This is a genomic window from Peptacetobacter sp. AB845 (assembly GCF_047528295.1).
In the GTDB taxonomy this organism is placed as follows: domain Bacteria; phylum Bacillota; class Clostridia; order Peptostreptococcales; family Peptostreptococcaceae; genus Peptacetobacter.
Genome location: NZ_CP180001.1, coordinates 961,863 through 986,772, shown reverse-complemented (window position 1 = coordinate 986,772; position 24,910 = coordinate 961,863). Strand labels below are relative to the sequence as shown.

Annotated in this window: 24 protein-coding genes; 5 read left to right on the top strand and 19 right to left on the bottom strand. The window is 31.1% G+C overall.

All coding sequences use genetic code 11. The features are described 5' to 3' along the window. Window positions 1-5: 5 nt before the first annotated feature. The 13 genes from ACK2WO_RS04770 to murJ form a co-directional block, all read right to left on the bottom strand. Window positions 6-2,135: a sulfatase-like hydrolase/transferase gene (locus ACK2WO_RS04770; protein ID WP_414698550.1), complete on the bottom strand. Its 2,130-nt coding sequence runs from the start codon at window positions 2,133-2,135 to the stop codon at window positions 6-8. A 383-nt stretch (window positions 2,136-2,518) separates the two neighbouring features. Beyond that, the gene (gene scfA, locus ACK2WO_RS04765; protein WP_071585583.1) at window positions 2,519-2,662 is read right to left on the bottom strand and encodes a six-cysteine ranthipeptide SCIFF; all 144 of its coding nucleotides are present in this window, start codon (window positions 2,660-2,662) and stop codon (window positions 2,519-2,521) included. A gap of 238 nt (window positions 2,663-2,900) precedes the next feature. Further along, entirely contained in the window at window positions 2,901-3,227 is a 327-nt protein-coding gene (gene yajC / locus ACK2WO_RS04760; protein ID WP_414698549.1) for a preprotein translocase subunit YajC, read from the bottom strand. 415 nt (window positions 3,228-3,642) lie between these two features. After that, window positions 3,643-4,764: a tRNA guanosine(34) transglycosylase Tgt gene (tgt, locus tag ACK2WO_RS04755; protein WP_201416251.1), complete on the bottom strand. Its 1,122-nt coding sequence runs from the start codon at window positions 4,762-4,764 to the stop codon at window positions 3,643-3,645. 52 nt (window positions 4,765-4,816) lie between these two features. Next, window positions 4,817-5,353 (bottom strand): phosphate-starvation-inducible PsiE family protein, encoded by a 537-nt coding sequence (locus tag ACK2WO_RS04750; protein ID WP_414698548.1) that lies wholly within the window; start codon window positions 5,351-5,353, stop codon window positions 4,817-4,819. A 154-nt stretch (window positions 5,354-5,507) separates the two neighbouring features. After that, window positions 5,508-6,533 (bottom strand): tRNA preQ1(34) S-adenosylmethionine ribosyltransferase-isomerase QueA, encoded by a 1,026-nt coding sequence (queA, locus tag ACK2WO_RS04745; RefSeq protein ID WP_178411208.1) that lies wholly within the window; start codon window positions 6,531-6,533, stop codon window positions 5,508-5,510. 546 nt (window positions 6,534-7,079) lie between these two features. Beyond that, window positions 7,080-8,096: a Holliday junction branch migration DNA helicase RuvB gene (gene ruvB, locus ACK2WO_RS04740; RefSeq protein ID WP_178411207.1), complete on the bottom strand. Its 1,017-nt coding sequence runs from the start codon at window positions 8,094-8,096 to the stop codon at window positions 7,080-7,082. A 130-nt stretch (window positions 8,097-8,226) separates the two neighbouring features. Then, window positions 8,227-8,829: a Holliday junction branch migration protein RuvA gene (gene ruvA, locus ACK2WO_RS04735; protein ID WP_006439816.1), complete on the bottom strand. Its 603-nt coding sequence runs from the start codon at window positions 8,827-8,829 to the stop codon at window positions 8,227-8,229. 100 nt (window positions 8,830-8,929) lie between these two features. Continuing rightward, a complete protein-coding gene (gene ruvC, locus ACK2WO_RS04730) occupies window positions 8,930-9,433 on the bottom strand; it encodes a crossover junction endodeoxyribonuclease RuvC (protein ID WP_006439815.1) in 504 nt (167 codons plus the stop codon). Between the two features lie 205 nt (window positions 9,434-9,638). Beyond that, a complete protein-coding gene (locus ACK2WO_RS04725) occupies window positions 9,639-9,854 on the bottom strand; it encodes a hypothetical protein (RefSeq protein ID WP_414698547.1) in 216 nt (71 codons plus the stop codon). Continuing rightward, complete coding sequence (locus tag ACK2WO_RS04720) at window positions 9,835-10,065, bottom strand: DUF3791 domain-containing protein (RefSeq protein ID WP_414698546.1); 231 nt, start codon at window positions 10,063-10,065, stop codon at window positions 9,835-9,837. The genes ACK2WO_RS04725 and ACK2WO_RS04720 overlap by 20 nt, the downstream gene beginning before the upstream one ends. A gap of 282 nt (window positions 10,066-10,347) precedes the next feature. Then, the gene (locus tag ACK2WO_RS04715; protein ID WP_414698545.1) at window positions 10,348-11,310 is read right to left on the bottom strand and encodes a serine hydrolase domain-containing protein; all 963 of its coding nucleotides are present in this window, start codon (window positions 11,308-11,310) and stop codon (window positions 10,348-10,350) included. Between the two features lie 91 nt (window positions 11,311-11,401). Next, on the bottom strand, window positions 11,402-12,964 hold the full coding sequence (gene murJ, locus ACK2WO_RS04710; protein ID WP_414698544.1) for a murein biosynthesis integral membrane protein MurJ: 1,563 nt from the start codon (window positions 12,962-12,964) through the stop codon (window positions 11,402-11,404). A 386-nt stretch (window positions 12,965-13,350) separates the two neighbouring features. Here murJ and ACK2WO_RS04705 point away from each other — a divergent pair, with 386 nt between their 5' ends. Next, entirely contained in the window at window positions 13,351-13,728 is a 378-nt protein-coding gene (locus ACK2WO_RS04705; protein WP_414698543.1) for a desulfoferrodoxin family protein, read from the top strand. A 319-nt stretch (window positions 13,729-14,047) separates the two neighbouring features. Here the strand turns inward: ACK2WO_RS04705 and ACK2WO_RS04700 are convergent, their stop codons facing one another. Further along, a complete protein-coding gene (locus tag ACK2WO_RS04700) occupies window positions 14,048-14,809 on the bottom strand; it encodes a 3D domain-containing protein (protein ID WP_414698542.1) in 762 nt (253 codons plus the stop codon). Window positions 14,810-15,726: 917 nt separating this feature from the next. Between ACK2WO_RS04700 and ACK2WO_RS04695 the strand changes: the two genes are divergently transcribed. The 3 genes from ACK2WO_RS04695 to ACK2WO_RS04685 all read left to right on the top strand — a co-directional run bounded on the left by ACK2WO_RS04695 (window position 15,727) and on the right by ACK2WO_RS04685 (window position 17,499). Continuing rightward, the gene (locus tag ACK2WO_RS04695) at window positions 15,727-16,554 is read left to right on the top strand and encodes a putative ABC transporter permease (protein ID WP_414698541.1); all 828 of its coding nucleotides are present in this window, start codon (window positions 15,727-15,729) and stop codon (window positions 16,552-16,554) included. A gap of 137 nt (window positions 16,555-16,691) precedes the next feature. Beyond that, complete coding sequence (locus ACK2WO_RS04690) at window positions 16,692-17,117, top strand: YtxH domain-containing protein (protein WP_414698540.1); 426 nt, start codon at window positions 16,692-16,694, stop codon at window positions 17,115-17,117. A gap of 16 nt (window positions 17,118-17,133) precedes the next feature. Then, window positions 17,134-17,499, top strand: coding sequence for a hypothetical protein (locus ACK2WO_RS04685; protein WP_414698539.1), 366 nt, complete (start codon window positions 17,134-17,136; stop codon window positions 17,497-17,499). A 140-nt stretch (window positions 17,500-17,639) separates the two neighbouring features. On the opposite strand, the gene ACK2WO_RS04680 is transcribed toward ACK2WO_RS04685, so the two are convergent. The 3 genes from ACK2WO_RS04680 to ACK2WO_RS04670 all read right to left on the bottom strand — a co-directional run bounded on the left by ACK2WO_RS04680 (window position 17,640) and on the right by ACK2WO_RS04670 (window position 21,718). After that, window positions 17,640-18,824: a cation diffusion facilitator family transporter gene (locus ACK2WO_RS04680; RefSeq protein WP_178412334.1), complete on the bottom strand. Its 1,185-nt coding sequence runs from the start codon at window positions 18,822-18,824 to the stop codon at window positions 17,640-17,642. A 674-nt stretch (window positions 18,825-19,498) separates the two neighbouring features. Further along, entirely contained in the window at window positions 19,499-20,863 is a 1,365-nt protein-coding gene (locus ACK2WO_RS04675; protein WP_414698538.1) for an MATE family efflux transporter, read from the bottom strand. Between the two features lie 42 nt (window positions 20,864-20,905). Further along, on the bottom strand, window positions 20,906-21,718 hold the full coding sequence (locus ACK2WO_RS04670; RefSeq protein WP_414698537.1) for a hypothetical protein: 813 nt from the start codon (window positions 21,716-21,718) through the stop codon (window positions 20,906-20,908). A gap of 273 nt (window positions 21,719-21,991) precedes the next feature. Here ACK2WO_RS04670 and ACK2WO_RS04665 point away from each other — a divergent pair, with 273 nt between their 5' ends. After that, window positions 21,992-22,792, top strand: a complete 801-nt coding sequence (locus tag ACK2WO_RS04665; protein WP_414698536.1) for an HAD-IIB family hydrolase — start codon at window positions 21,992-21,994, stop codon at window positions 22,790-22,792. A 499-nt stretch (window positions 22,793-23,291) separates the two neighbouring features. Here ACK2WO_RS04665 and ACK2WO_RS04660 read toward each other — a convergent pair whose 3' ends face one another. Beyond that, window positions 23,292-23,939: an Asp/Glu/hydantoin racemase gene (locus ACK2WO_RS04660; RefSeq protein WP_414698535.1), complete on the bottom strand. Its 648-nt coding sequence runs from the start codon at window positions 23,937-23,939 to the stop codon at window positions 23,292-23,294. Window positions 23,940-24,056: 117 nt separating this feature from the next. Beyond that, window positions 24,057-24,890, bottom strand: a complete 834-nt coding sequence (gene yaaA / locus ACK2WO_RS04655; protein WP_414698534.1) for a peroxide stress protein YaaA — start codon at window positions 24,888-24,890, stop codon at window positions 24,057-24,059. Window positions 24,891-24,910: the final 20 nt, after the last annotated feature.

The window sequence follows — 24,910 nt, the reverse complement described above, 5'->3', positions numbered from 1 at the left end:
TTTTGTTAATCTTCTTTTATTCTATATTCATTTGTACTACTTAGAGCCACATCATTTTCTCCTAATTGTTTCACGTCTACCTCATCCCCAGGTTTTACGCTTCCTCTTTCAATCTTAGCAGTTACTCTTCCTGGTTTTACAAAAGTAGTCTCTAATTTTTTGCCATTTAAGAATATATGGCTGGATTCAGTAAAGTTTTCTCCATCCACAGCTAGTGTACTTCCCTGAATTTTTACATCTTTTATCTTAATTTCGTCAATTCCCATTTTTAGTGTATTTTCTTTCTGTTTTTCACTATCTTTTAGGTAATATTTCTTGCCGAATAGTATATCGTACTGTACTAATTCATTCTTTTTCTTAAAATCTTTGTCGTCTTTCATATATGCATGGAATTTTTCAATAGGTCCATACTTAACTCCAGCATATTTTAATGTATTTTCTCCTATTTGATAAGACTCTTTTATTGCATTTTCTTCTTTAGGAATTTTGTATGTAGAGAAGTATGCATAAGGAGATACATATTTTTCTAAAATTTCATGTTCTCCATATAAGTAGTTTAGCTTAGGCATGTGATCTCCATAGTAAAGTACTATTGTATCTTCGCCTGTCTGTTTCTTTCTCTCTACTAACATATCATCAAGCTGCTTAACAAATTCATCCATTTCTCTTATCTGCTCGCAGTAGTAGTATATCTGATTTTTAAATTCCTTAGGTATATATCCACTTACTTTGCAGGGATATGTTTTGTCCAATATCTTTGTTGGATAGTTTGAATGACCTTGAACAGATATTGTAGTTACAAAATCCTTTTGCTTTGTAGAATCCATAGCTTTTTTTATGTATTCAGTAAGTATATAGTCTTTTGGCCATTTTAATGGTGTATATTCTAACCCATTCATATATTCAACAGATGTATACGTATCAAACCCAAGATTTTTATATCCTTTATCTCTATTATAGAAATTCCCCTTGAAATTGTGTATTGCTTGTACTCCAAATCCTTGTTTTTTCAATGTTGTAGCAAGTGAGTTTGAAGGTTTTTCCTTTACTATTGATGTATAAGGAATTTCTCCTTCAAGAAGGTAGTCAAAATTGCTTCCTGTAAGCATTTCAAATTCTGTTCTTGCAGTTCCTCCACCAGTTGTAGGCACATTCATATACCCACTTGTATTTTCTTTCATTAATTTTCTAAAGTTTGGTATTGGATCCATTCCAAAATGAACTTTTGGTATTATTGTAGGGTCCATAAATCCTTCAAGCTGAACAATTAATATATTTGGCGCATCTTTTTCACTCTTGATTGCTCTTTTATCCGCCTTTTCCTTTGCATCCACTTCAGCTCTAATTTTTTCAATAGTTTCTTTACTATATCCCTCTGGCTCTTTTCTCAAATATCCAAAGTATGAATCAAACAGAGAGTATAAAAAACCTTTTGCTTCATAAGATTGTTGTATATTCCAAGGAACATCTTCAAGATATCCAGAATGCATAAACTTCATAGTTGCTCCAGTAAATACAAACACAACTACAAGCCAAGCAGATATACCTGCTATTCCATTAAATCTTTTCTTATCTCTATCAAGTCTCCAAACAAATATAAATCCTGCTACAAAGACCGCAATCACTATTACCGCTATAATTATCATCTTTAAGTCGATAAATTTTTCAGCTATACTAAGTCCATCACCTAAAGAAAATAAATCCATAAATGCTATAGGCATACCTCTAAATTCTAAAATCACTCTATTTATAATACCTATAGCCAATAAAATAAACGATGTTACACATAGAGATGCTTTTTTATGCTTGAATAGGAACATAATCCCATTTATTGCAAATATTAAAAGTATATTTAAAAAGAATGCAACTGTATGCTCAGTAAAAAACTCTCCCATAGTTGAAAGAGTGCCTCTAGATAGCCACTCTATAACAAAGAAAAGTATTAGTGATGTTACAGACCACATCGCAACTTCTTTTAAAGTTTCTTTATTCATAAAAAAGCTCAATTTACTTTTTTTATCATTTCCTATATTTCTATAATTTATTTTTTTATCATTATTTATATAGCTTCTTTTACTATCTTTATTTCTATAATTTTTTTTATTATCTTTATATCCACTCTTTTTATTATCCATCAATACACCACCTTGTCATAAATATTGACATAATATAAATATCAACATCACATAAATATCAACATTATATATCAATATCTAGATATATTAATATCTCAACATTTTTATATTTTAAAACATCAATATTTTATTACATTGTTAAATTTTTGTAACTTTTAAACACAAGTATATCATAGCTTCCTTACTTTGTCCTTAACATTTAAAAATATTTCATACTTTTATCATAAAATCTTTAACTTTTTCTTTAAAATGAATAATTTTCTTAATTTTTTGTTCATTCACAAATAATTTTTTAATCAAAAAAATCCCAAAAATAAAACTTTTGTAATCTATATACAAAAAAACGGATAGCCTAGGCTATCCGCATTTTTATTAAAAATTTATTATCTTTCGCATTCCTGGTTAGCAACTGTACAAGATGTTTTGCATGCTGACTGACAAGAAGTCTGGCATTCACCACATCCACCTTTAGATGCACTGTTTTTTAAAGTAGCTTTAGATAAAGTTTTTATATGTTTTTTTGACATTTTAAAGTCCTCCATTCATAGTATTATTTTTAATTATAACATATATACATACATATTTCCAATAAATAACCCTTCTTTTTTTAGATAAATAATCAAAAATAACAAAGTAATTAATGATATAAACTCTGAACCTCCCACGACTAAAGTCACGAGTGTTCTTGGCTAGTTTAATAAACCAACTTTTCCCAAGTATGAAAAAGGAGACCTAATAAAAAGTCTCCTCCATAATTAAAAAATATTATTTTTCGTCTTTTTCTTCTTTAGCAGGATCTGCTATTTCATGTTTAACTTCTTTCTTTTCTGTAACAGTTCCTATAGCCCATTTTTCGAAAGGCATTTTAGTTCTGTTTGGTCCAACTTCAAGAACAACTCTTTCTTCTTCAACTTTTGCAACAGTAGCACAAAGTCCTCCTATTGTAACAACTTTATCCCCTACATTTATAGAGTCTCTCATCTGTTTAAGTTCTTTGTCTTTTTTCTTCTGAGGTCTTATTAATAAGAAGTAGAATACTGCAAATACTACTACCCATAAAACTAAACTCATAATTAACTGCTGTGTTGGCATAATAATCTCTCCTTTTAATGTACAATATTACCTTTTCTCTCAAGGTCTAAAGAATATTATAACTCATTTGTATGTATATATCAAATGTATATTAGGAAGAAGAAAATACAACTACTCACTGCTCCAGGCTTCAGCGTCCCATTCATTAATATAACACCTTTATAAGAATGGGATATGTTGCATTTTCTGAGCATTTTTACAGATACGATATTTATAAAATGATAAAGGCTATTATCAAATATTTTGTATGCAGCACTTTTCAAACGTAAAACACAAGTAATTCGCATCGACAATTCTGCAAGCGCCACATACATTGAAATGTGTTACATAAAATATGTGGCGCTGAAGCCTGGAGAAAGAATACTTGTGTTTACGTTAAAGGGCTGCTACAAAATCTTGTAACAGCCCTATCATTTTATAATTCGTATCCGTATTTTGTGAAGAATTCTTCTCTGAAATCAAGTAATCTATCTTCTCTTATTGCCTGTCTTATGTTTTCCATTAATTTTAATAAGAAGTGAAGGTTGTGAGTAGTTATTAATCTCGCACCTAACATTTCATTAGTTTTTATCAAATGTCTAATATAAGCTTTAGTGTAATTTCTACAAGTATAGCAATCACATTCAGGATCAAGTGGAGTGAAATCTTCTGCGTAAGTCGCATTTCTAACAACAACTTTTCCCTGACTTGTCATTGCAGTTCCGTTTCTAGCAATTCTTGTAGGTAGAACACAGTCAAACATATCCACCCCTCTTATTACACCTTCGATTAAATCATCAGGACTTCCAACACCCATTAAATATCTTGGTTTGTCCACTGGCATAAATGGAGTAGTGTGTTCTAATATATCGTACATTATTGGTTTTGGCTCACCAACGCTTAATCCACCTATTGCATAACCTGGTAAATCTATTGCAGTTATTTCTTTTGCTGACTGCTCTCTTAAATCCTTGTACATTCCACCCTGGATTATTCCAAATAGTGCCTGTTTTTCAGGATTTTTGTGAGCTTCTTTACATCTTTCTAACCATCTAGTAGTTCTTTCTAGAGAATTTTTTACATATTCTCTACTCGCTGGATATGGAGCACATTCGTCAAATGCCATCATTATATCAGAACCTAATGCGTTCTGTATTTCCATAGCCTTTTCTGGAGTTAGGAAATGTTTAGAACCATCTAAGTGTGATCTAAATTCAACACCTTCTTCAGAAATTTTTCTAAGTGGCCCAAGTGAGAATACCTGGAATCCACCACTATCTGTTAATATTGGTTTGTCCCAGTGCATGAATTCATGAAGCCCTCCAGCTTTTTTCACTAATTCGTGGCCTGGTCTTAGGTATAAATGGTATGTATTTGATAGGATTATCTGTGATCCTATTTCTTTTAATTCTTCTGGTGTCATTGATTTAACTGTTGCCTGTGTCCCAACTGGCATGAATATTGGAGTTTCTATATCGCCGTGTGGAGTATGTAGAACACCTAATCTCGCACCGCTCTGTTTACAAGTTTTTATTAATTCGTAAGTTACTGCGTACATCTTCTCATCCTTTCTTTTAAGTATTTTTGATTATTTAATGAGTTACTATTACCTAACTCTCAACTTCTTCATCTTTTTCTTCATTTTTCTGGCAAGTACACACATGATTCTTATCTTTTCTATTTCTGCAGAATATTGGAAGTGCCTTGCATACAAAGTCTACCTTGTGATCCTCTAACGTCTTTTCATTTTCATCATCTTCATGATGGTCTATTAAGTATTTTTTTATTATAAATAACCCAGCTATTGCAATTACTCCTAAAAGTATCTCTAACATGCCCTCTTTTTTAGGGATTAAAAGCATTTTTCTCGCAATCGCATATAAAAGTGCTTCTATCAGTGCTCCTGGTAAATGTAGTGAAAGCATTACAACAAGCTCAACTCCTATAACCAGAAGTAGTATCTGCCCAAGCATGTCATTTAGCTGTTCATACTGAATTATATTCTCAAAATTAACTATATAAGTGTCCCATATAAGTCTCAGAACATCTATTGTTCCCAAAAATACAGCGATTAATACAACTGCTGCAAGAATTTTTTCGAAAATAAATGCTGTATTTAAAATAAACCCATTCTTTTTGTGCTTCAAAATTCTCAACCCCTAGTTTAAATTTTTAAATCTATTTGAAACATTTTATTATACATTTTTATCTTAATATTATTATGCATTTTATCTTAATTATTATTATACATTTTAATTTCTTGATATTTTATCCTCTAATCACTTCTATCAACATATTTTACTATTTTATAAACATTGCATCCCCAAAGCTAAAGAATCTATATCTTTCCTTTATAGCTTCATTGTATGCATTTAACACATGCTCTCTTCCACATAAAGCACTTACTAACATTATTAATGTAGATTCTGGTAAGTGGAAGTTTGTAATTAGGTTGTCTAGCACCTTGAATTTGTACCCTGGATAGATGAATATATTTGTCCATCCACTTTTTGCAGTCATGTGTCCATCTTCTTCGGCTGCAGATTCTATTGTTCTACAACTTGTAGTTCCAACGCATATTACTCTATTTCCATTTTCCTTAGCTTTATTGATTTTGTCCGCTGCTTCCTGAGTAACCATGTAAAATTCTGAGTGCATTTCGTGATTTAACACATCGTCAACTTTAACCGGTCTAAATGTTCCAAGCCCAACGTGTAGCGTTACAAATGCTATATCTACACCCATTTCTTTTATTTCATCTAATAACTGATTAGTGAAATGTAGCCCAGCTGTTGGAGCTGCAGCAGAACCATTGTGTTTAGAATAAACTGTCTGGTATCTTTCTTTTTCCTCTAATTTTTCTGTTATATATGGAGGAAGTGGCATATTTCCTAACTCATCTAATATTTCCTCAAATATTCCGTCGTAGTGGAATTTTATAATTCTCGCACCTTCATCAGCCATTCCAACTACTTCACCTATTAACTTTCCTCCGCCAAATGAGAACTTAGTTCCTATTTTTGCTCTCTTTCCTGGCTTAACTAGTGATTCCCAAGTGTCATCCGTGTTTCTTTTTAAAAGTAAAAACTCTATCTTTCCACCTGTGTCCACCTTTTCACCGATTAATCTCGCAGGTATAACTCTAGTATCATTTAAAACTAGACAATCACCTGGTTTTAGGTATTCCTTGATGTCTCTGAAAATTCTATGTTCAATTTCTCCTGTTTCTTTATCAAGAACCATAAGTCTTGATGAAGATCTATCTTCTATAGGAGTCTGAGCAATTAATTCCTGTGGTAAATCAAAATTAAAATCGCTTGTCTTCAAATCTCACGCTTCCTTTCTAATAATTATTTATTATAGTTCATCTAGTATCTCACTCGATGTTATTATTTAACATTTTATTTTTGCATACTCTTTTTATAATAACAAAAAAATAACTATTTTTCCATAGATAATCAAAAATTGACCTTATACAAAATTTTCAAACTAAATTTATATCTTGTAAGTTAGACTTTATTTATACACTCTTTTAAGCTTTACCTATGTAGAATTTTAAATTTTATGTTATATAATTTAAAGTTTGTCCATAAAACTTTTGAAGATATTTTTTATAGATAAAAAAATCTTTACATCTTTGTATTTTCAATATATTGAAGGTATTTTTTTCTGAAATTTTAAAAACTTTCTTCTATTAATATATCAGTTCTTTTATATTAGTTAATATATTAGTTCTTTATGCAGTACAAACATTCTCCATTATTTAAATCTCTTGCTATGTAAAAAACTAAGGGAGACTACACAATATTATAGCCCAGCGACAATGCAGCTCGACTGCCTGGAGCGGGGATAATATGTGTAGCCTCCCTCTTTTTACTTATCAGAGATTTCATAATTGAGATGTTTGTACGCTTTTGGCATTGCCATTCTTCCTCTCGCACCTCTATTTATAAATCCCAACTGTATCAGATACGGTTCGTATACATCTTCTATTGTATTTCTATCCTCACCTATCGAAGCAGCAAGTGTATCCAGACCAACTGGCCCTCCACCAAACTTCTCGATAATTGTTTTTAAAAGAGTCTCATCTACATAATCAAGCCCAAGCGAATCTACACCAAGTAGCTCTAATGCATCTTTTGCTACATCTTCTGTGATGTCGCCATTTGCTCTGACCTGAGCGTAATCTCTAACCCTTTTTAATAATCTATTTGCAATTCTTGGTGTTCCACGAGATCTTCTAGCAATCTCTGCTGCAGATTTTTCATCAATATCAGCACCTAAAAGTCCAGACGATCTCTTAACTATCTGAGCAAGCTCGTCATTTGTGTAGTAGTCGAGTTTACAAATCACACCAAATCTATCTCTAAGCGGATTTGTAAGCATACCTGGTCTAGTAGTCGCTCCAATTAGAGTGAATTTAGGTAAATCAAGTCTTATACTTCTAGCTGAAGGCCCTTTACCGATTATAATATCTAAACAAAAATCCTCCATCGCTGGATAAAGAACTTCCTCAACACTTCTGTTGATTCTGTGAATTTCGTCTATAAATAAAACATCATTCTCTTCTAAATTTGTCAGTATAGCAGCTAAATCCCCAGCCTTTTCTATTGCAGGCCCTGATGTTATCCTTAAATTAACGCCCATTTCATTGGCAATTATCCCTGCTAATGTAGTCTTTCCAAGCCCTGGAGGTCCGTATAAAAGGACATGGTCTAGCTGTTCATTTCTACTTCTAGCCGCTTCAATAAAAATACTAAGCTGCTCTTTTGACTTTTCCTGACCTAAATACTCGTCAAGTGTTTTAGGTCTTAAATTATTCTCTATTTCTACATCGTCCATCTGCATAGTAGACGTTATAATTCTATTTTCATCGAAATCTTCTAGCATTTTCCTCGTCAATTTCTCCCTTCTCTATCTCATAATCCAAATTTTATTAGTATTTTTTTACTAATATTTTTGTATATTTTTTACTAGTATTTTTATAAATTTTTACTAGTATTTCTATAATTTTTTTCGATTATTTGATAGGATTTTTCATTAAGTATGTAAGTGATTTTCTAATAATTTCCTCAGTTTCCATACCTGGTTTCTTAGTTTTCTTGACAGCTTCTTTTGCTTCAGCCTGTGTGTAACCAAGTGCTATCAACGCATCCACAGATTCGTCTATTGAAATAGCTGCTGGCTGAGCTTCTAATAAAGTAGGCTCAAACTCGATCTGTGTCTTGTCTATTTTATCCTTTAATTCTAATATAATTCTTTCCGCAGTTTTCTTACCAACACCTGGAGCCTTAGATATTTTAGCTATATCTTCACTTAAAATATATGCACCAAGCTGCTTTGGTGTTGCAAATGAAAGAATTGAAAGCCCAACTTTTGGACCTATTTTTGATATTGAAGTCAGCATATCAAACATATTTCTCTCTTCTTCAGAGTGGAATCCGCATAAAAACATCTCGTCCTCTCTGACTATCAGCTTAGTAAACACCTTAGCCTTTTCGCCAACCTGATACTGAGCTGCTGTATTTGAAGATACCAAAATACTATAACCAATATCGTTATTATCTATAGTAATACTGTCAAAACCTATTTCCTCGATAGTTCCCTTAATGTATCTATACATAACTTTTTCCTTTCCAATTATTATTTTATATTACATTATATAGATTCTTTCTTAAATCATATCTAATTCTATATTATTTATCTATAATTGCTAAATACTTCTATAATCCCTGAATATTTCTCAAAGTTTTATCCAATTTATTTGCATGGGCGTGACATATAGCAATTGCAAGTGCATCGGCGACATCATCAGGTTTTGGTACTTTTTTAAGCTTTAAAAATGAAGTAACACTCTTCTGCACCCGGACTTTATCAGCCCTACCATATCCACAAACTCCCTGCTTAATCTGAGGTGGAGTGTACTCGTAAATTGGAACATTGTTGTGAGCACACGCAAGAAGAGTAACTCCCCTCGCCTGAGCAACAGTAATCGCAGTCTTTACGTTCTTGTTGAAGAACAGCTCCTCGATTCCAACCTCATCTATATCATAACTCTTTATAATCGTATCGACTCCCTTGTACACCATCTCCAGCCTAGTAGTCAAATCTGTGTGAGCTGGTGTAGTGATTGCACCGTAGTCGATAACTCTAAAATTATTTCCCTTGTATTCAATAACCCCGTATCCAACAATTGCGATACCTGGGTCAATTCCTAAAATAATCAAAACAAAACTCCTCTCTCTTTTGGTTTATATGGATAACTCTGTAAACACAATCATCCAATTTTATCAAACATATGTACTATTATACCATATAAAGAAAAAAATTTAAATCATGCTCTATATTCTATGATTTTGATAAATGATGATTATAGGTTTATTATTTTTATATTTCTTTATAAATAAAAAACACCCAGATTAAACTGAGTGCTTAACTATTTTCATATTCTTCCTTTAATTCTTCTGCCAACCAACTATCAGACATACAATGAATATCAGATATACCATTTTTCATTAAAAAATATAAATCAGAATGATAGAATATTCTAAGTGCATCATTTTCAGAAATACCTGTAATTCTTGAAAACTCCATTATAACTCTTGCATATTTCATATTTAATAAAGTTTTATCTGCTAACATATTCATCACATACCCTCTTCTCTAATTGTTCTACTAAGTCCTCAACAATCCACTCCTTGCTTTGAGTATGCAAAATATCATAAAACTTCAAAATATACCCTTCTATAAGGTCATTTTCATCAAGCAAATCAAAAACTTTTACTGAGTCCTCACTTATATAATTAGCCAAATTCTCCACGCAATATACAACAAAATCCATTTCTTTTTCATTTATCATAATAAATCACGTCCTTTTACAATCCTTCTATAAAAATTATATCACAAAAACTACACACCCTTAAACCTCCAACCACCCAAAGATTTCCGAGCTAGACAGAAGCGTAATAAAAAAGGAAGAACATATATATTTCACACTGCAATCTACAGACGCTTTCAACCTTCCTCTAAGATTTTAGAGCTAGATAGAAGCGTAATAAAAAAGAGGAAGACAATATCTACCTCCAGCGACAATGCAGCTCGACTGCCTGGAGCCTGAGGTAGATATGTCTTCCTCTCTTCCCTATTTACGATTCTTTACTAACTCAGTAATCTTCTCTAGTCCTATCTTCGCAGCATTTACTTCCCCTTTATTAGGATAATTCGAAAGCACAACCACACCTTTCTTGCTGTGTTTCTCAAATCCTATAAAGCAGTCAAAATTATCAGTACTTCCATCGTGCCAGATAATCTTCGTATCGTCGTTGATTACCCAACCTAACCCCATATCGTACTTACCTTTAGAAATAGTATAATACTTCTTATGCCCTAAAGCTAAATACTCAGGATCACACTCGATATTTTCCTGCACAAATTTCATCATATCATTCACTGTAGATACTAGACCAGATGTAGCTGCATACACCTCATCTCCATTCCACTTCCAACACTTACCTATCTCAGTATCTTCTGTATAGCCAGTATTTTCAAGCCCTAACTCCTCTACAGTTTCCTCTATAATAGTCTTAATATCCTTACCGTATATCTTAGATAGCACTTCTCCCATAACTGCACCACCAAAATGAGAATACACCCATTCACGATGCTTAGCATTTGGTTTAAAGTTTTCTATATCATTTAATATATCATTTTCCTTATATCCACAATATGGATTATCCTTGCTAAATAGCGCATTTTTCATTTCTTTTCTCGCTATATGCTTAGGATATGAGTTACCATATCTAGCTGTGTGAGTTGCAAGCTGCTCTATTGTTGGATTGTGGCTTATATTTTCGTCTAATATAGTCCCTATCTTATCAGTTGGACTAACTTTTCCCTCGCTAATCGCCTGACATAACTTAGCCATCATAATACTCTTAGTAAGAGATCCTATCTCGTATCTATGCTGCTGTTTAGTTATCTCAACACCTTTAGCTCCATAAACTTTATAATCCATTTCTCCATTATCTATAGTTCCTACTGTAAGAACTATCTTAGATGTACCCCTAGCACTCGTATAATTTTTTATAAGGTTATCTGAATTCATATAAACCCCTCCAATTTTCCTCTTTATATAATATCTTATCTTTCACTTCAAATTTTACTTTTTTGCTCTATTTCTATTTTACTACATTTATCTATCTTTTGCTTATCTTAGATACAATTTGTTTAGACTTACTCTTAAATATATCTAAAAGCATCTCAACCTCATCTACTTTCATAAGGTGAATTACTCCACCATACACTACTACTCCAGACATAACAGATACAAATAGAGCCTTTATTAAATCTCTCGTTCCATAAATTCCCCTCATATCCATAAATCTATATACAAAATAAACAACAACACCCATAACTACTGCCGATAGTATTGATTTAATTGTAGTTACAATTATCTTGTCCTGTCCAAAGTATTTTATCTTTTTTCTCAAACTTATGAAAAGCAAGAATATGCAAATTGTCGCCGAAATACTTGTAGCAAATGCAAGCCCACAATGTCCCATAAATTTTATAAATACTATGTTCATGCAGATATTCATAACCATTGCTATCATACCATTTCTCATAGGAGTCTTAGTATCTCCAAATGAATAGAACACATTTCCCAAAATATTTCTAAGCCCTGATGCAGGAAGCCCTATTGCATAATATGAAAGTGCTGCTGCAGTTAAAAGAGTCGCACTGTGGTCAAATTTACCCCTTTCAAATGCAAGCTGAACTATTGGAATTGAAAGCACCATTATTCCTATAGCAATTGGAACCATAAGCACTATTACAACATTCACACTTTTTCTTATTATTCCTGTAGCTGCTTTGTCATTTCCTTCACTTGATAGCTTAGATAAAAGTGGATAGACAACAGACTGAATACTCGATATAAACACACCTATTACAAAAGTATTTAAAATAGATGCATCATTTAAAACTGTGATTATCCCGTCTCCAAGTGTAGATGCTAAAGTCCTGTCTACAACTGTATTTAGCTGATTTACCCCTACTCCAATAAACACCGGAATAACTAAAATCAATGTCTTTTTTATGTATTTATCCTTTAAATCTATGTAGAACTTATATCTATATCCGTCTTTATATGACACTGGAACCTGAAATAAAAACTGACTCGCCATACCAATTAAAGTAAAAATAGGCATAAGTCTAATATCGTATTTTGCACTTAAGAATATCCCTATAATAATTATTATATTAAAAGGAATTCCTGTAATGCTCGGTACGATAAATTTCGAATTTATATTCATAAGGCAGGTCATAATATTACTAAGCCCTATAAATACCATACCCCCTATCATTATCCTAGTAAACTCTGAAGCAAGTTTTAGCTTTTCTCCAGTGTAGCTCATTGCAAATATTTTTACTAGCTCGTCAGAAAATATATACCCTATTACAGATAACAACAAACTGACTACAACTATCATATTGAATATATTATTTACAAACTTATCTGTCCCCTCTTTGCCCAAGTCCTTCTCTACAGTGTAGTACATTGGGATAAATGTTGTCGCAAGTGCTGTACCAATTGTAGAAAATATTACAGTTGGGATATTCATAGATGTTATAAACGCATCTGTAACCATCCCTGCACCGTGGACAGATACCAGTATTGTCTCTCTGGCAAACCCAAAAATTTTCGAAACCATGGTTACAATAAACAGCCCCATAGTCGCTTTTGCCACTTTACTCATAACTTTCCTCCTGATTTTTATATATACAAAAGAATACTCTCTCTTAATTATTTTGTATACACTTTCAAAAGATTTTTCTATTATATTTCATATAATTTATTTTTTTGTATTGCGTTATTTATAAATTCACTAAAATTTTTTGAGTATATATTGATTATACACCTTTAAAATTTGTTTTTTTGACTTTTTTAAAAAATTTGCACTTTTTTTAATTTTATCTGTTTAAAAGATTTTTTGTGGGGTAATTATATTAATAAGTGATTGATAAGATGATAAAAATTTTCGATAAGAATTATAAAAGATTCAATAAAATTATTATGAAGGTAACAATCAAATTAAAATAAAAAAATGACACAATGGTGTCGATTCTTAAGGAGGAATTTAAAATGACAAAATTCTATTTATGTGAAAGATGTAAAAACTTAGTTGAGGTAGTATACGAAACTCCAGTACCATTAATGTGCTGTGGTCAGAAAATGACAGAACTAGTTCCAAATACAGTAGATGCAGCTACAGAAAAACACGTTCCAGAAGTAACAGTTGAAGGAAATGTAGTAAAAGCTCAGGTTGGTTCAGTAGAACATCCAATGGAAGATAAACACTACATAATGTTCATACTTCTTGAAACAGATCAGGGAGTACGTAGAAAAGACCTTAAACCAGGTGAAAAACCAGTTGCTGAATTTGCTTTACTTGAAGGCGAAAAACCAGTTGCTGTATATGAATACTGTAACTTACATGGATTATGGAAAAAAGATTTATAAGAAATAAATAGAGGCTGTTGCAAATTTTTGCAATAGCCTTTTTAAGTTAGTAATCACAATTATTTGCTCTCCAGTCCTCAGCGCCCCAATTATTATTGAAAAATATATAAAGGTGTGGGGCGCTTGCGGAATTGTCGATGCAAATTAATTTGTGATTACTAACTTAAGGACTTATACAAAAACTTGCAACAGCAATCATTTATCTGCTTAAAAAATAGAAATTAAAGAAAAGAAAAGGGGCTATTGTTTTCACAATAGCCCCTTTTCTTTTTACTGAGTATTATTTTATTAAGTTTGAAGAACATGTATATCTAATTTATTATTTTACATCTTTTAATACGATTATTTCTATGTTTCTTCTTCCAAATTTGTAGCATTCTTTGCTTGAGTTCATGAATATGTCTATTTTTGTACCTTTTATTGCTCCACCACAGTCATTAGCTATGAATGTTTTGTTGAAGTAAGGTATATAAACTTTTGATCCATAAGGTATTACTTTAGGGTCAACAGCTATTGTTCCCCATCTTGGTTTCTGTCCTGTTGATGTTGTTGAATGTCCAGAATAAGCTGAAGCATTTGATTTGTATGATTTACCTGTTGAAGCAAGTTTACCTCTCTGGTCAAAGTAAAGTATTTTACCTTTCTGTCTAACTATTCCTGGAGTAAGTACACCTTCTTTATTGAAGTTGTATGTTTTTCCATTATCTAATTTACATATTCCAGTGTGTTTTCCATTTTCTCTTGTGAAGTAATATGTTTTGTTGTTTATTTTTGACCAACCATTTGCCATTTTTCCATCTTTCCAGAAGTAGTAGTGTTTTCCATCTACATTCTGCCAACCTTTTAATACTTCACCGTCTTCATCATTGTAATAGAAGTCTTTTCCTCTTTTTATCCATCCGTCGTTGTTTTCTACTACTGAAGTTGTTCTAGTTGCATCTGAGCTTTCTTCAACTGTTGCCTCAGCTGCTACTGTATCTATATCTTCTATTTTTTCATCTGCAAATACAAACCCTGTGCTCGATAAAAGCATCATCGATGCTAATACTATTGCGCTTAGTTTTTTCTTCAAGTTTAACATTAAAATCCTCCCAAAATTTACTTATCTTAATATAATCTAATATTCATTTCTTACAATTTGTTACTTTTCTTTTACTTCGCTGTTACTTTTTTGTAACTTTTTTAAGCTTGTATATATAATAATACAAAAGTTACAGCTTTGTAAAGACTTTTTTTGAAAATTTTACAAACAACAAACAACAACAAGTTGTGTGTTATTTTTGGCATGACAATTGATTATTATCGTGTTTTTGTGTATTTCAAGGATTTTAGCATATACACAAGTAACAACTTGTTTTTTCTTTAGCTATAAATTTTTTTATTTTTTCTTTTATATTTTGTAACACAAAAAGTTACAAAGATTGTAACTTTTTGTTTCTATTTCCTACAATTGTTACATTTAGTTTTTACAGATATATATTTTTTAGACTCTTTCTACATTATTTTGACTTTATTTTTATATTATTCTTATTTAATTTTTAATTATTGTTGTTTGATTTCTCTCTAGCTGCTATTTAATAATTCTTTATTTTCCTCATTTTCTCAATAATCTTTTTATTTTTTAATAATCGTGCATTTTTTACAGTTTTTTCACAGTTTATTACAGTATATTCACAATCGTTTTTTATAATATATGTATAAACATAATTTCAATATATATAAGTATAATTTATTTTTGGTTGTTTCATTTTTGCCATAATTGTAACTTATATTTTTCAATCTATAATTACAAATTATCTCGAATAATTATGTTTATAGCCTGAAAACTATTATCAAGATTATTTAATGAAGGAAATTGTATTTTTTTAGATATTTTTTTGCATTGAAACACAGTCTACAACTTGATTTCAGGCTTATTTTTTAGAATGAGGTGAATACTATATGAAACTATTGTATATCCAGGTGCTATATTTCACCATATACAGTTTTTTAGGGTGGGTGTGCGAGAGTGCATACTGCTCAATTGGACAGAAAAAACTAGTAAACAGAGGGTTCTTGAATGGTCCATTCTGCCCTATATACGGATTTGGAGCTTTACTTGTTATTTCGATATTGTCTCCATTTGTAAATAATATTCCTGTGTTATTTATAGCAAGTATAATAGTAACAAGTACACTAGAATATATTACAAGCTATGTGCTAGAAAAAATCTTCCACATGTCTTGGTGGGATTATTCGACATACAAGTACAACATAAACGGTAGAGTATGCCTTCAAAACTCACTGATGTTTGGTTTACTTTCTCTTTTCGTTATGCTTGTAATACATCCAGCTATAGATGATTTTGTGGCTAGTATCAATACAAAGGTAGCATTTGCACTTTCTGTATTATTTGCAACTTACTTTATAGTAGATACAATTATTACAGCAGGTACTATCCTTCATCTTAACGAAAGACTTGAAAAACTTCATGAACTTCATGAAGATCTTCTTGAAAAGAGAAAAAGACATCTCGAAGTTGTCAAAGGTCATTTACAGGCTAGTCTTGCAAACCAGATTGAAGAGCTTGGACTCTCTAAATACTCTCCAGCTGAAATGGAAGAGCTTCTATCTAATGACTTCAAAGGCAACTTTATAAAAGAAGAACATAAGATTATGAATGAGCTAGAATTTGAAATTAAATCTTTAAATACTAGAATAGAAGAATTAAAGAGCAAAGGTCATGGTGTATTAAGAAGAAGAGTTATAAAAGCATTCCCTAACATGAAATCTTTAAAACATAAATCTCTTCTTGAAGAAATAAAAGAAAATATAAATAATAAATAATAAATATTTCATATTTTTATATTTTATTTTGAAAATTCACAATTTTTTTGTTTACATTAGTTATAAATGGGTATATATTGTTTATAATATGAATTTTATAATAAATTTCAAAACAAATTTTGAGAGGGGTCGGTTATATGAGTTTATCAAAAAAAATACAGGCAAAAAGACAGGAAAAAATAAGAGCAGAAAAGCTTAAAAAAGCTAAAACTGCTGCAGCAGGAGTTGCCGCTGGTGTGGCAGCAGGTGCAGTTGGTGGTATTTTATTAGCTCCTAAATCAGGAAAAGAAACAAGAGAAGACATCAAAAATGCTTCTAAACAAGCTGTTGATGCCGTATCAGACAAAGCTACTGGTGCAAAAGCTAAAGCTGGCGATGTTTTAAGCTCTCAGAAAGAAAAATTCAACGATTCTAAAGCTAAAATAAAAGAATATCTTGATGCTAAAAAAGCTGTAGACGAAGCTTGTGAAGAATGTGATGTTAATTCAGAAGAAGTAGTTGAAGCTCTTGAGGAAGCTGCTGTAGCTCTTGAAGAAGCATCTGAAGAACAAAAGGAAGTTTAGAATTGGGGAGTAGACTATGACTGTTACAATTAATCTCAATACAATTTTATTTATATTGGCTATAATAGGTTGTGTAGCTTTAGTATTTTTAATAAAGCTAATAATAAATCTTCTAACAACTATAAAAAATGTGAATTCTGTTTTGGATAAGGTCAATGTTGTCCTTGATGACAATACAGAAAATATAACTAAATCAGTTGCAAAACTTCCTAAGCTTGTAGATGATTTTGGTCAGGTTGGAGAAAACGTTAGAGATGTTAGCGAAGTTGTTACAGATGTAGCTGCCGATATAATAGTTACAAAAGAAAGTGTTAAAGGCAATTTTGAAGTACTTACAGAAATATTGAACATAGTTAAAACTATTTTCACTTCTTCAAAATAGTTAATTATAATTTAAGATTAAAAGAGGCTATCGTATTAACTCTATTTATTAATATGATAGCCTCTTTTTTATTTTTAAAAATATATAAATGATTAATTACTAAAAAAGGCCATTGCAAATTGCAACAGCCTCTTTTTAACTTAAAAATGTCTTTTTACATAGTTTTTATCTACTAATATTACACAATTGTAGTTTGGATGAATCTTCTGTATCTCTTCATTTACCCAGTTTTTAAGCTCTTCCTCTTCACTGTGAGATAAATCACCGTCTACAACGACATCAAATACTAAGTTTTTCTTATTTCCTTTTCCTACTATTCTTAAATCGTGCATAGATTCTATTTTTTCATTTCTAGCTATTATTCTAGCAAGCTCTGTTCTAGTCTGGATATAGTCTTCATCTTCAACAGCTATTGGATCCATGTGTATTACTAAGTGTATGTTTAATTTCTTAGATAGTTCTTTTTCTGCATCATCTATAACCTCGTGTATCTCCATTATATCTATATTACAAGGCACCTCAGCGTGTACAGAGGCTATACATCTACCTACACCGTAGTTGTGTATTATAAGGTCATGAACCCCTGAGATTATATTGTACTCTAATAACCCATTCACTATGTTGTCTACCATTTCTTCATCTGGAGCTTCACCTAATAATGGACTTACAGTTTCTTTTATTAAAGAGAAGCCTGCATATAATATTATTAAAGATACAACTATACCTACATATCCGTCTAATGGGAATGCAGTAAATTTTGCTATTAGATATGATAATACAACACATCCTGATGTAAATACATCTCCCATAGCATCTACTGCAACAGCCTTTAAAGCCGATGAGTCTATCTTTTCACCTACATGTTTGTTAAATCTTCCAAGCCAGAATTTAACAGCCATAGATGCTAAAAGAAGTAAAAATGGTATTAGGCTAAACTGTACCGCTACTGGATTCATTATTCTTTCAAAAGATGTCTGAACGAATTTTATACCTACAAACATTACCATAAATGCAACAACAAGTGCTGATAAATATTCTAGTCTACCATGTCCAAATGGATGCTCTTCATCTGCAGGCATACTAGCTAATTTAAATCCTATCATAGTTATTGCAGATGATGCCATATCTGTAAAGTTGTTAAATGCGTCTGCTGTTATGGCAATACTTCCACTTAAGAACCCTATACTAAACTTTAAAATAAATAAAAGTAGGTTTGATACTATACCTACTATCCCTGCAACAGTTCCGTATTTATTCCTTACTTCTTCATTTTCAACCTGTTCACTATTTTTAATAAACTTTTTAATAATTGCTTCAGAAATCAAAGTTATCCCTCCCTGTTTAATTATTATTTGATATAGTTTATCATTTGATTTCATTTGTATAAGAGTATTGATTTTACTTGATTCTATACTCTATTTATTCTCAATAAATTCTCATATAATATTATAGGTATTTTTTATTTTAATTTCAAGCAAAAAAATTTTCAATTTGCATATATATTACCAAAATATCTTCAAAAAAAAATAAAAAACTGTTCACGCAGCAGAATGTGATACAGTCTTTTATTACATAAAATTTATATGGTTAAGTTAGTTGATTGCTATGTTGTATACTTTTCTTATTTAAGTTTTTTTTTATATTTCTTTCGTTACTACTCTTCAAATTATACTATCTATTTTTGAATAATGCAAGTACATTTATATGTCTGTCAGAAAATTATAAAATCATTTTTTTATTAGTTACAACTCTAATATTCTTTATTTAAAAAATTTTATAATCTATACACTTTAGTTTTTGCAAAGGTTTCAAACATATCAACTTATTTTTCGTCATTTTAAATTTTTTAATTTTTTTCTATAAGTTCATTTTTGCATATAAATTATTTCTATCATTTCAGTATTTTCTATCAATCAAACCATATTATTGTTCGTTTTTTATATCTAACTGGATTCTTTATATAATAAAGTCAAAAAACTTTATAAGTTTACTTAAGTTGTTACTTGCTTTTACTTTCCACAAGTTTTCCTCTTCGTTTGTAATTTAAGTAAACTGATAGCATTACAATACCTTTTATTCCCATACTAAGAGATATACTAATCCATACACCTGTTAGTCCAAGTCCTAATGCAGATGATAAAATAAGTGCCATAGGTATTCTAGCTCCTGTAAATATTATACTTACAGCAGATGTTATGTAAGTTCTTCCTAGACCTCTAAGTACACCAGTTACTATTATTTCTAAGCACTGGAATATTTCCCCAAATCCTAATATCATAAGGTAATTTGCACCTATCCTTCTAGCTTCTGGCTCGTCTATGAAGAATTTAAATATAAAATCTGCCCCAAATACTAATAAGAACATTGTAAGTGCTCCCCAGAATATAGCAAACATTATTCCAACTTTTGCACCTTTTTCTATTCTATCTACTTTTCCTGCACCGTAGTTCTGCCCTACAAATGCAGATACAGATGAAGCCATACCATCAGCAGTTGTATATGCAATAGACTCTATCTGGTTACCAACTTTCTGCACCGCAATGGCAACTGGACCCCATTTTGCAACTATTACACCTATACACATTGAAAATCCTGTAAACATACCACTCTGTATTGCAACCGGTAATCCAAGCACAAACAGCTCTTTATGGTAACTTAGTTTTATATTTTTAAAGTATCTTATTTTAAAATATATTCCTTCTTTTTTAGCTATTTTGTATATAAATACTAGTGTAGCACACGCCTGTGCAGTTATTGTTGCAATCGCAGCACCGGCAACTCCCATTTTAGGGAATGGACCAAATCCAAGTATAAGAACTGGATCTAAGAATATATTAACTAAAAGTCCTGTTGTATTAATTAAAAATGGAGTTTTACTATCTCCTAATCCATTGAAAATAGCTGTAAACACAGGATTTATAAAGTAAAATACCATACCTAATCCTACTATTATAAGGTATATACTTCCCTGTTGTGTTACATGCTCGTCTCCAAGTCTAAACAACTCAATCAGTGGTCGGTTAAATATTATAAGAACAGCCCCAAATAATATCGCTAAAACAATATTTATCTCTATAGCTGCTTTTATATACGCTCTTGTTTCATCTAGGTTGTGGTCTCCCATGCTCTGAGCAACCTTTACTTCTCCACCAACCCTAGATATAGCAATAAATGCAAGTGCTAACCAAGTATAAAATCCAGCAGTTCCAACTGCTGCAACGGCAGAACTTCCTGCTCTACCAACCCATAGCATATCTACTACGTTATATCCTATGTTTATAAATGATGTTCCCATTATAGGAAGTGCCAATCTTATAAGCTTGTCGGCTATTCTTCCTTCTGTTAAGTCGATTCTCCCTGCCATAAATCCTCCTATTCTTTTTATCAAAATCCCCTATTTTTATTATTATTCAACATTGAAATTGTATATTTTTTCTAGTAAATCTAGTTTATATTTTAAATCATCCCTAGATTTTTGCTCTATTTTTAGCTCATTTTTAAGTGCTTCCTTTTGAGCCTCAACTTTTTCCAAGTCAAATACAAATTCTTCCATTTCAAATACTTTTTCTTTTTTCTCAAGTGCGGCCTGCATTACCTCATCGGCTATGGCCTTTCTAATTCTTTCTATCTCTTGTATCATTGTTTTTTCATCTAAATTTTCTTCTTTTTCACAAGATACATCTAAAATATTTTCTAGCATCCTCATTTTTCCATAATTATCGTCAATAAAAGCATCCAATGCCCTTTCAAGTATCATCACTGATTTTTCATCTGCTCTTTTTGATAATACTGGATGAAGCTTTAGTGTGAGCAATTTTAAGCTATCCCTCATTCTTTCCTTTTCTCTAGAATTTAATCTATTTCTTTTTAAATAATCGTTAGCTTTTTGTATCCGCTCTTTTTTATTTTCTATTATTTCAATCAGTCCTAGCTGCTCTGATTCTGCAATTTCTCTGATTTTATTTTCGTCTATATCCTTATCTGACTTCATATAATCATTAGCTAGTTCTAACTTTCTCAAAATCATTCTTCTTTCAACTTCCGTCTGAAGTATTGCAAGTTCGTACATTCCAAAGTGAGACTGATAAGTCGATTTTATGAGTACCTCTTTTTTAATTATATTCTCTGCTCTATCAAGGACAGCTTCTGCAAAGTCCTCTTTTACTGACTGATATTCTTTTTTTAGATTTATTCTTCTATCTATGTTTAATACGCTCATATAGCCATCCTTTCTCTAATTTTTATTATTTGTTCTATTGATTTTTATATTTTAATTTCCCTTCATTTAATATAATAGAACAAAAAAGAAAGAAAATAAATACTTCTATTAAAAAAATGATTCTTTCAGTTCTTTTAATTTATTTTGTAATTTTCTTTTGTTTATATTAATCAATCTCTTTTATTTATATTAATTAAATTTTTACAATTAATAGATATTATTTTTTTCATTTTTGTGGTAACATTTCTTTATAGAAAAATTTATTATAGGGTGGTGATTCTTATTAGTACTAATGAAAAATTTGTTAAGAAATATTTCTTCTTTGATATAGATGGGACTCTTTCTACAGGTTTTCCTGATCCCTTTGTTCCAGAATCTACAAGAAGAACATTAAAAAAATTAGAGGAAAATGGTCATTTTTTAGCTATTGCAACTGGTAGAAGTCATGCAAAAGCTGTCGAACTTTTAGATGAGCTTGGATTTGACAATATGGTAAGTGATGGTGGAAATGGTATAACTATAAATAGAGAGCTTTTACACATAGAGCCTCTTAATAAAGAGAACTGTATTGCTCTTTTAAGGGAAGCAGATAGTAGAAATATTCCTTGGGGCATTTCTATAGATAATTCAAAAACTAGATACACTAAAAATAATGATTTTGTGGATGTTACAGAGGATGTTTACATGACTACTATTGTAGATCCTGATTTAGATATAGAAAAAATCGATACATACTACAAACTTTACATAGCATGTAAGCCAGAAGAGGATAATACTCTTGAAGCTTTAAAAAATCTTCCTTTTGTTAGATTCCACGATGCGTATTTATTCGTTGAGCCAGACGATAAATCTGTAGGAATAAAAGCTGTTATGGATCATTTTGGTGCTCCTTACAAGGATGTAGTTGTATTTGGAGATCAGAAAAATGACTTAAAAATGTTCAGAGACGAGTGGACTTCTATAGCTATGGGAAATGCTATAGACGAATTAAAAGAAAAAGCCGACTTTGTAACAAAAGATGCGGACAAAGATGGAATAGAATATGCTTGTAAGCATTTTGGCTGGATAGATTAATTTTATAAAAATAAAGGCGTAAGTGAAATTTTAAAAACTTTTTCGAGTTATAATAGCAATCTCCTCTCCAGGCGATCGAGTCGCATTGTCGAGTTCGATTTGCTATTATACCCTCTCAAAAGTTCATTTTTAAAATTTCGCTTTACGCCTTTATAATTTTATCTCTTTTGCACACCGTAGCTCATCAAAGATTATCAAACTTTTCAAATAACCTTCAATCCAAAATGTTGATAAAAACATCAATAGTAGAAAGTAATAAAAAATTAATATAAGTTTTTATACACTTTAAACTCTTTTACCAACTTTTCTGGTGAAAATTTTAATATCTGAGATAAATATAATGTGTAGCACAGTTATTTTTGTAGAAAACTCGATTTGGTTAGGATAATAGTAAACTGAACTCGACAATGCGACTTGTTCGCCTGGAGAGGAGGTTACTATTATTCGAGCCAAAAGAGTTTTCCCTAAAATATGTAGTTATAAACATTGCCATTTATTTTTAAGATTCTATCAGAATTTTATGCATTGTTTCTGATGGATTTATTATTTCTAGTTTTGTGCATTTTTTTAATTCTTTTTCAAAGTAAGGGAAATGAGTGCATCCAAGTATTATGGCTTCAACCTTATTTTCCTCAAAGAATTCTACTGCAAGGTCAAGGTGGTTGTCAGCTATTATGTTTTTAGCTTCTTTTTTAGCTTCTACATCCAACACGACTGGCAGTATTCCTATTCCTATTACATTGCAGTTTTTATTTTTTTCAACTATTGTTCTCTCTATTCCCGCAAGTCCTTGGTTGTTCGCTGCAAATACACCTACTGAGTTGTAGTTTACAGCTATTTTTTTGTATGCATCCATTGGAGTTACTATCACGATTTCTTCTTCTTTTGATAGTTTTTCCATATCAACCGCTGAGCTAAGAGAGTTGCAATATACTAATATTTTTTCTATTCCTTTAAATTTAATTGTTTTTATTATTTTTTTCATTTCCAATTCTTTTGTTTCCTGTGGCATAGACTGGAATTTTGTCTGCTCAACAGGATTTTCAGATACCGGAAATTCCTCAGTTTCTAGTCCTTTACTTTTTAGAAACTCCGCACCCATCAGAGTGTCTATAGGTGTTCCTGCTATTACTGCTATTTTTTCCATATTTTCATCCTTTTTTCTCTATTTTTTCTTCTTTTTTTGTGTTTAGTGTTACTTTGAATTTTATTTTTAGTTTTAATTTAGTCTATCTTTATATAAAATCTATAAACATCTTAACTGTTAGTCAACCTTCTTTACAAATACCAATTCTTTTTCTGTAGATTCTTCTTCAGAATATCTGAATTCATCTAAATCAAATCTTTTCACACCTTCTATATCGTCTATTTTATTTTCGGCTATGTATCTAACCATGTACCCTCTAGCTTTTTTAGAAGCTGTAGATTCAACTTTTAGCTTTCCAGATTTTTCAACTTTAAATGTGCAAGTTATTAGCTTTACTTTTGATTCAGATTTCTTGTTATCAAAATACTTCTCAACAGTTTTGCTGTATTCTTTTGATGCTAAATTAAGCACTATTCCTTCTCCACCTAAATCTTCAGATATGCTCCCTGATATACTTCCATTCCAAAATGAGTATAAATTCGCTTTGTCGTTTACTTTTACTTTTGTCTGCATTTCAAGTCTGTACTCGTCTATCATGTCAAAAGGTCTAAGCACACCATAAAGACCGCTTATTATTCTAAGGTGCTCGTTTAAAAATTCTATACCTTCTTTTGAAATACTTTCTGGCGCTATACTTTTGTATTGTATTCCATCATAGGCAAATATAGCTGGAGTTTTTCCTGTAAATTTAGGACTTTCACTTCCACTCTTAGAATCTTTACAACAAGATATAGGCTTCATTCTTTGGAATCTACAATAGTTTAACTGGGCTAGATTTTCTTTTATCTTCATTATTGCCCGTATTTCCTCAGTGATGTACTCCTTCATGTGCTTTAATACTTCATTTGATTTTTCATAAAGTTTTGGACAACTTAGTTCATTTTCGTCAATTAGATTTTTCCAGTCATCAGATTTTCTCATATTTTTGGCTGGAGATATTATTGTAATCATTTTTTCCACCCTTTTCCTTT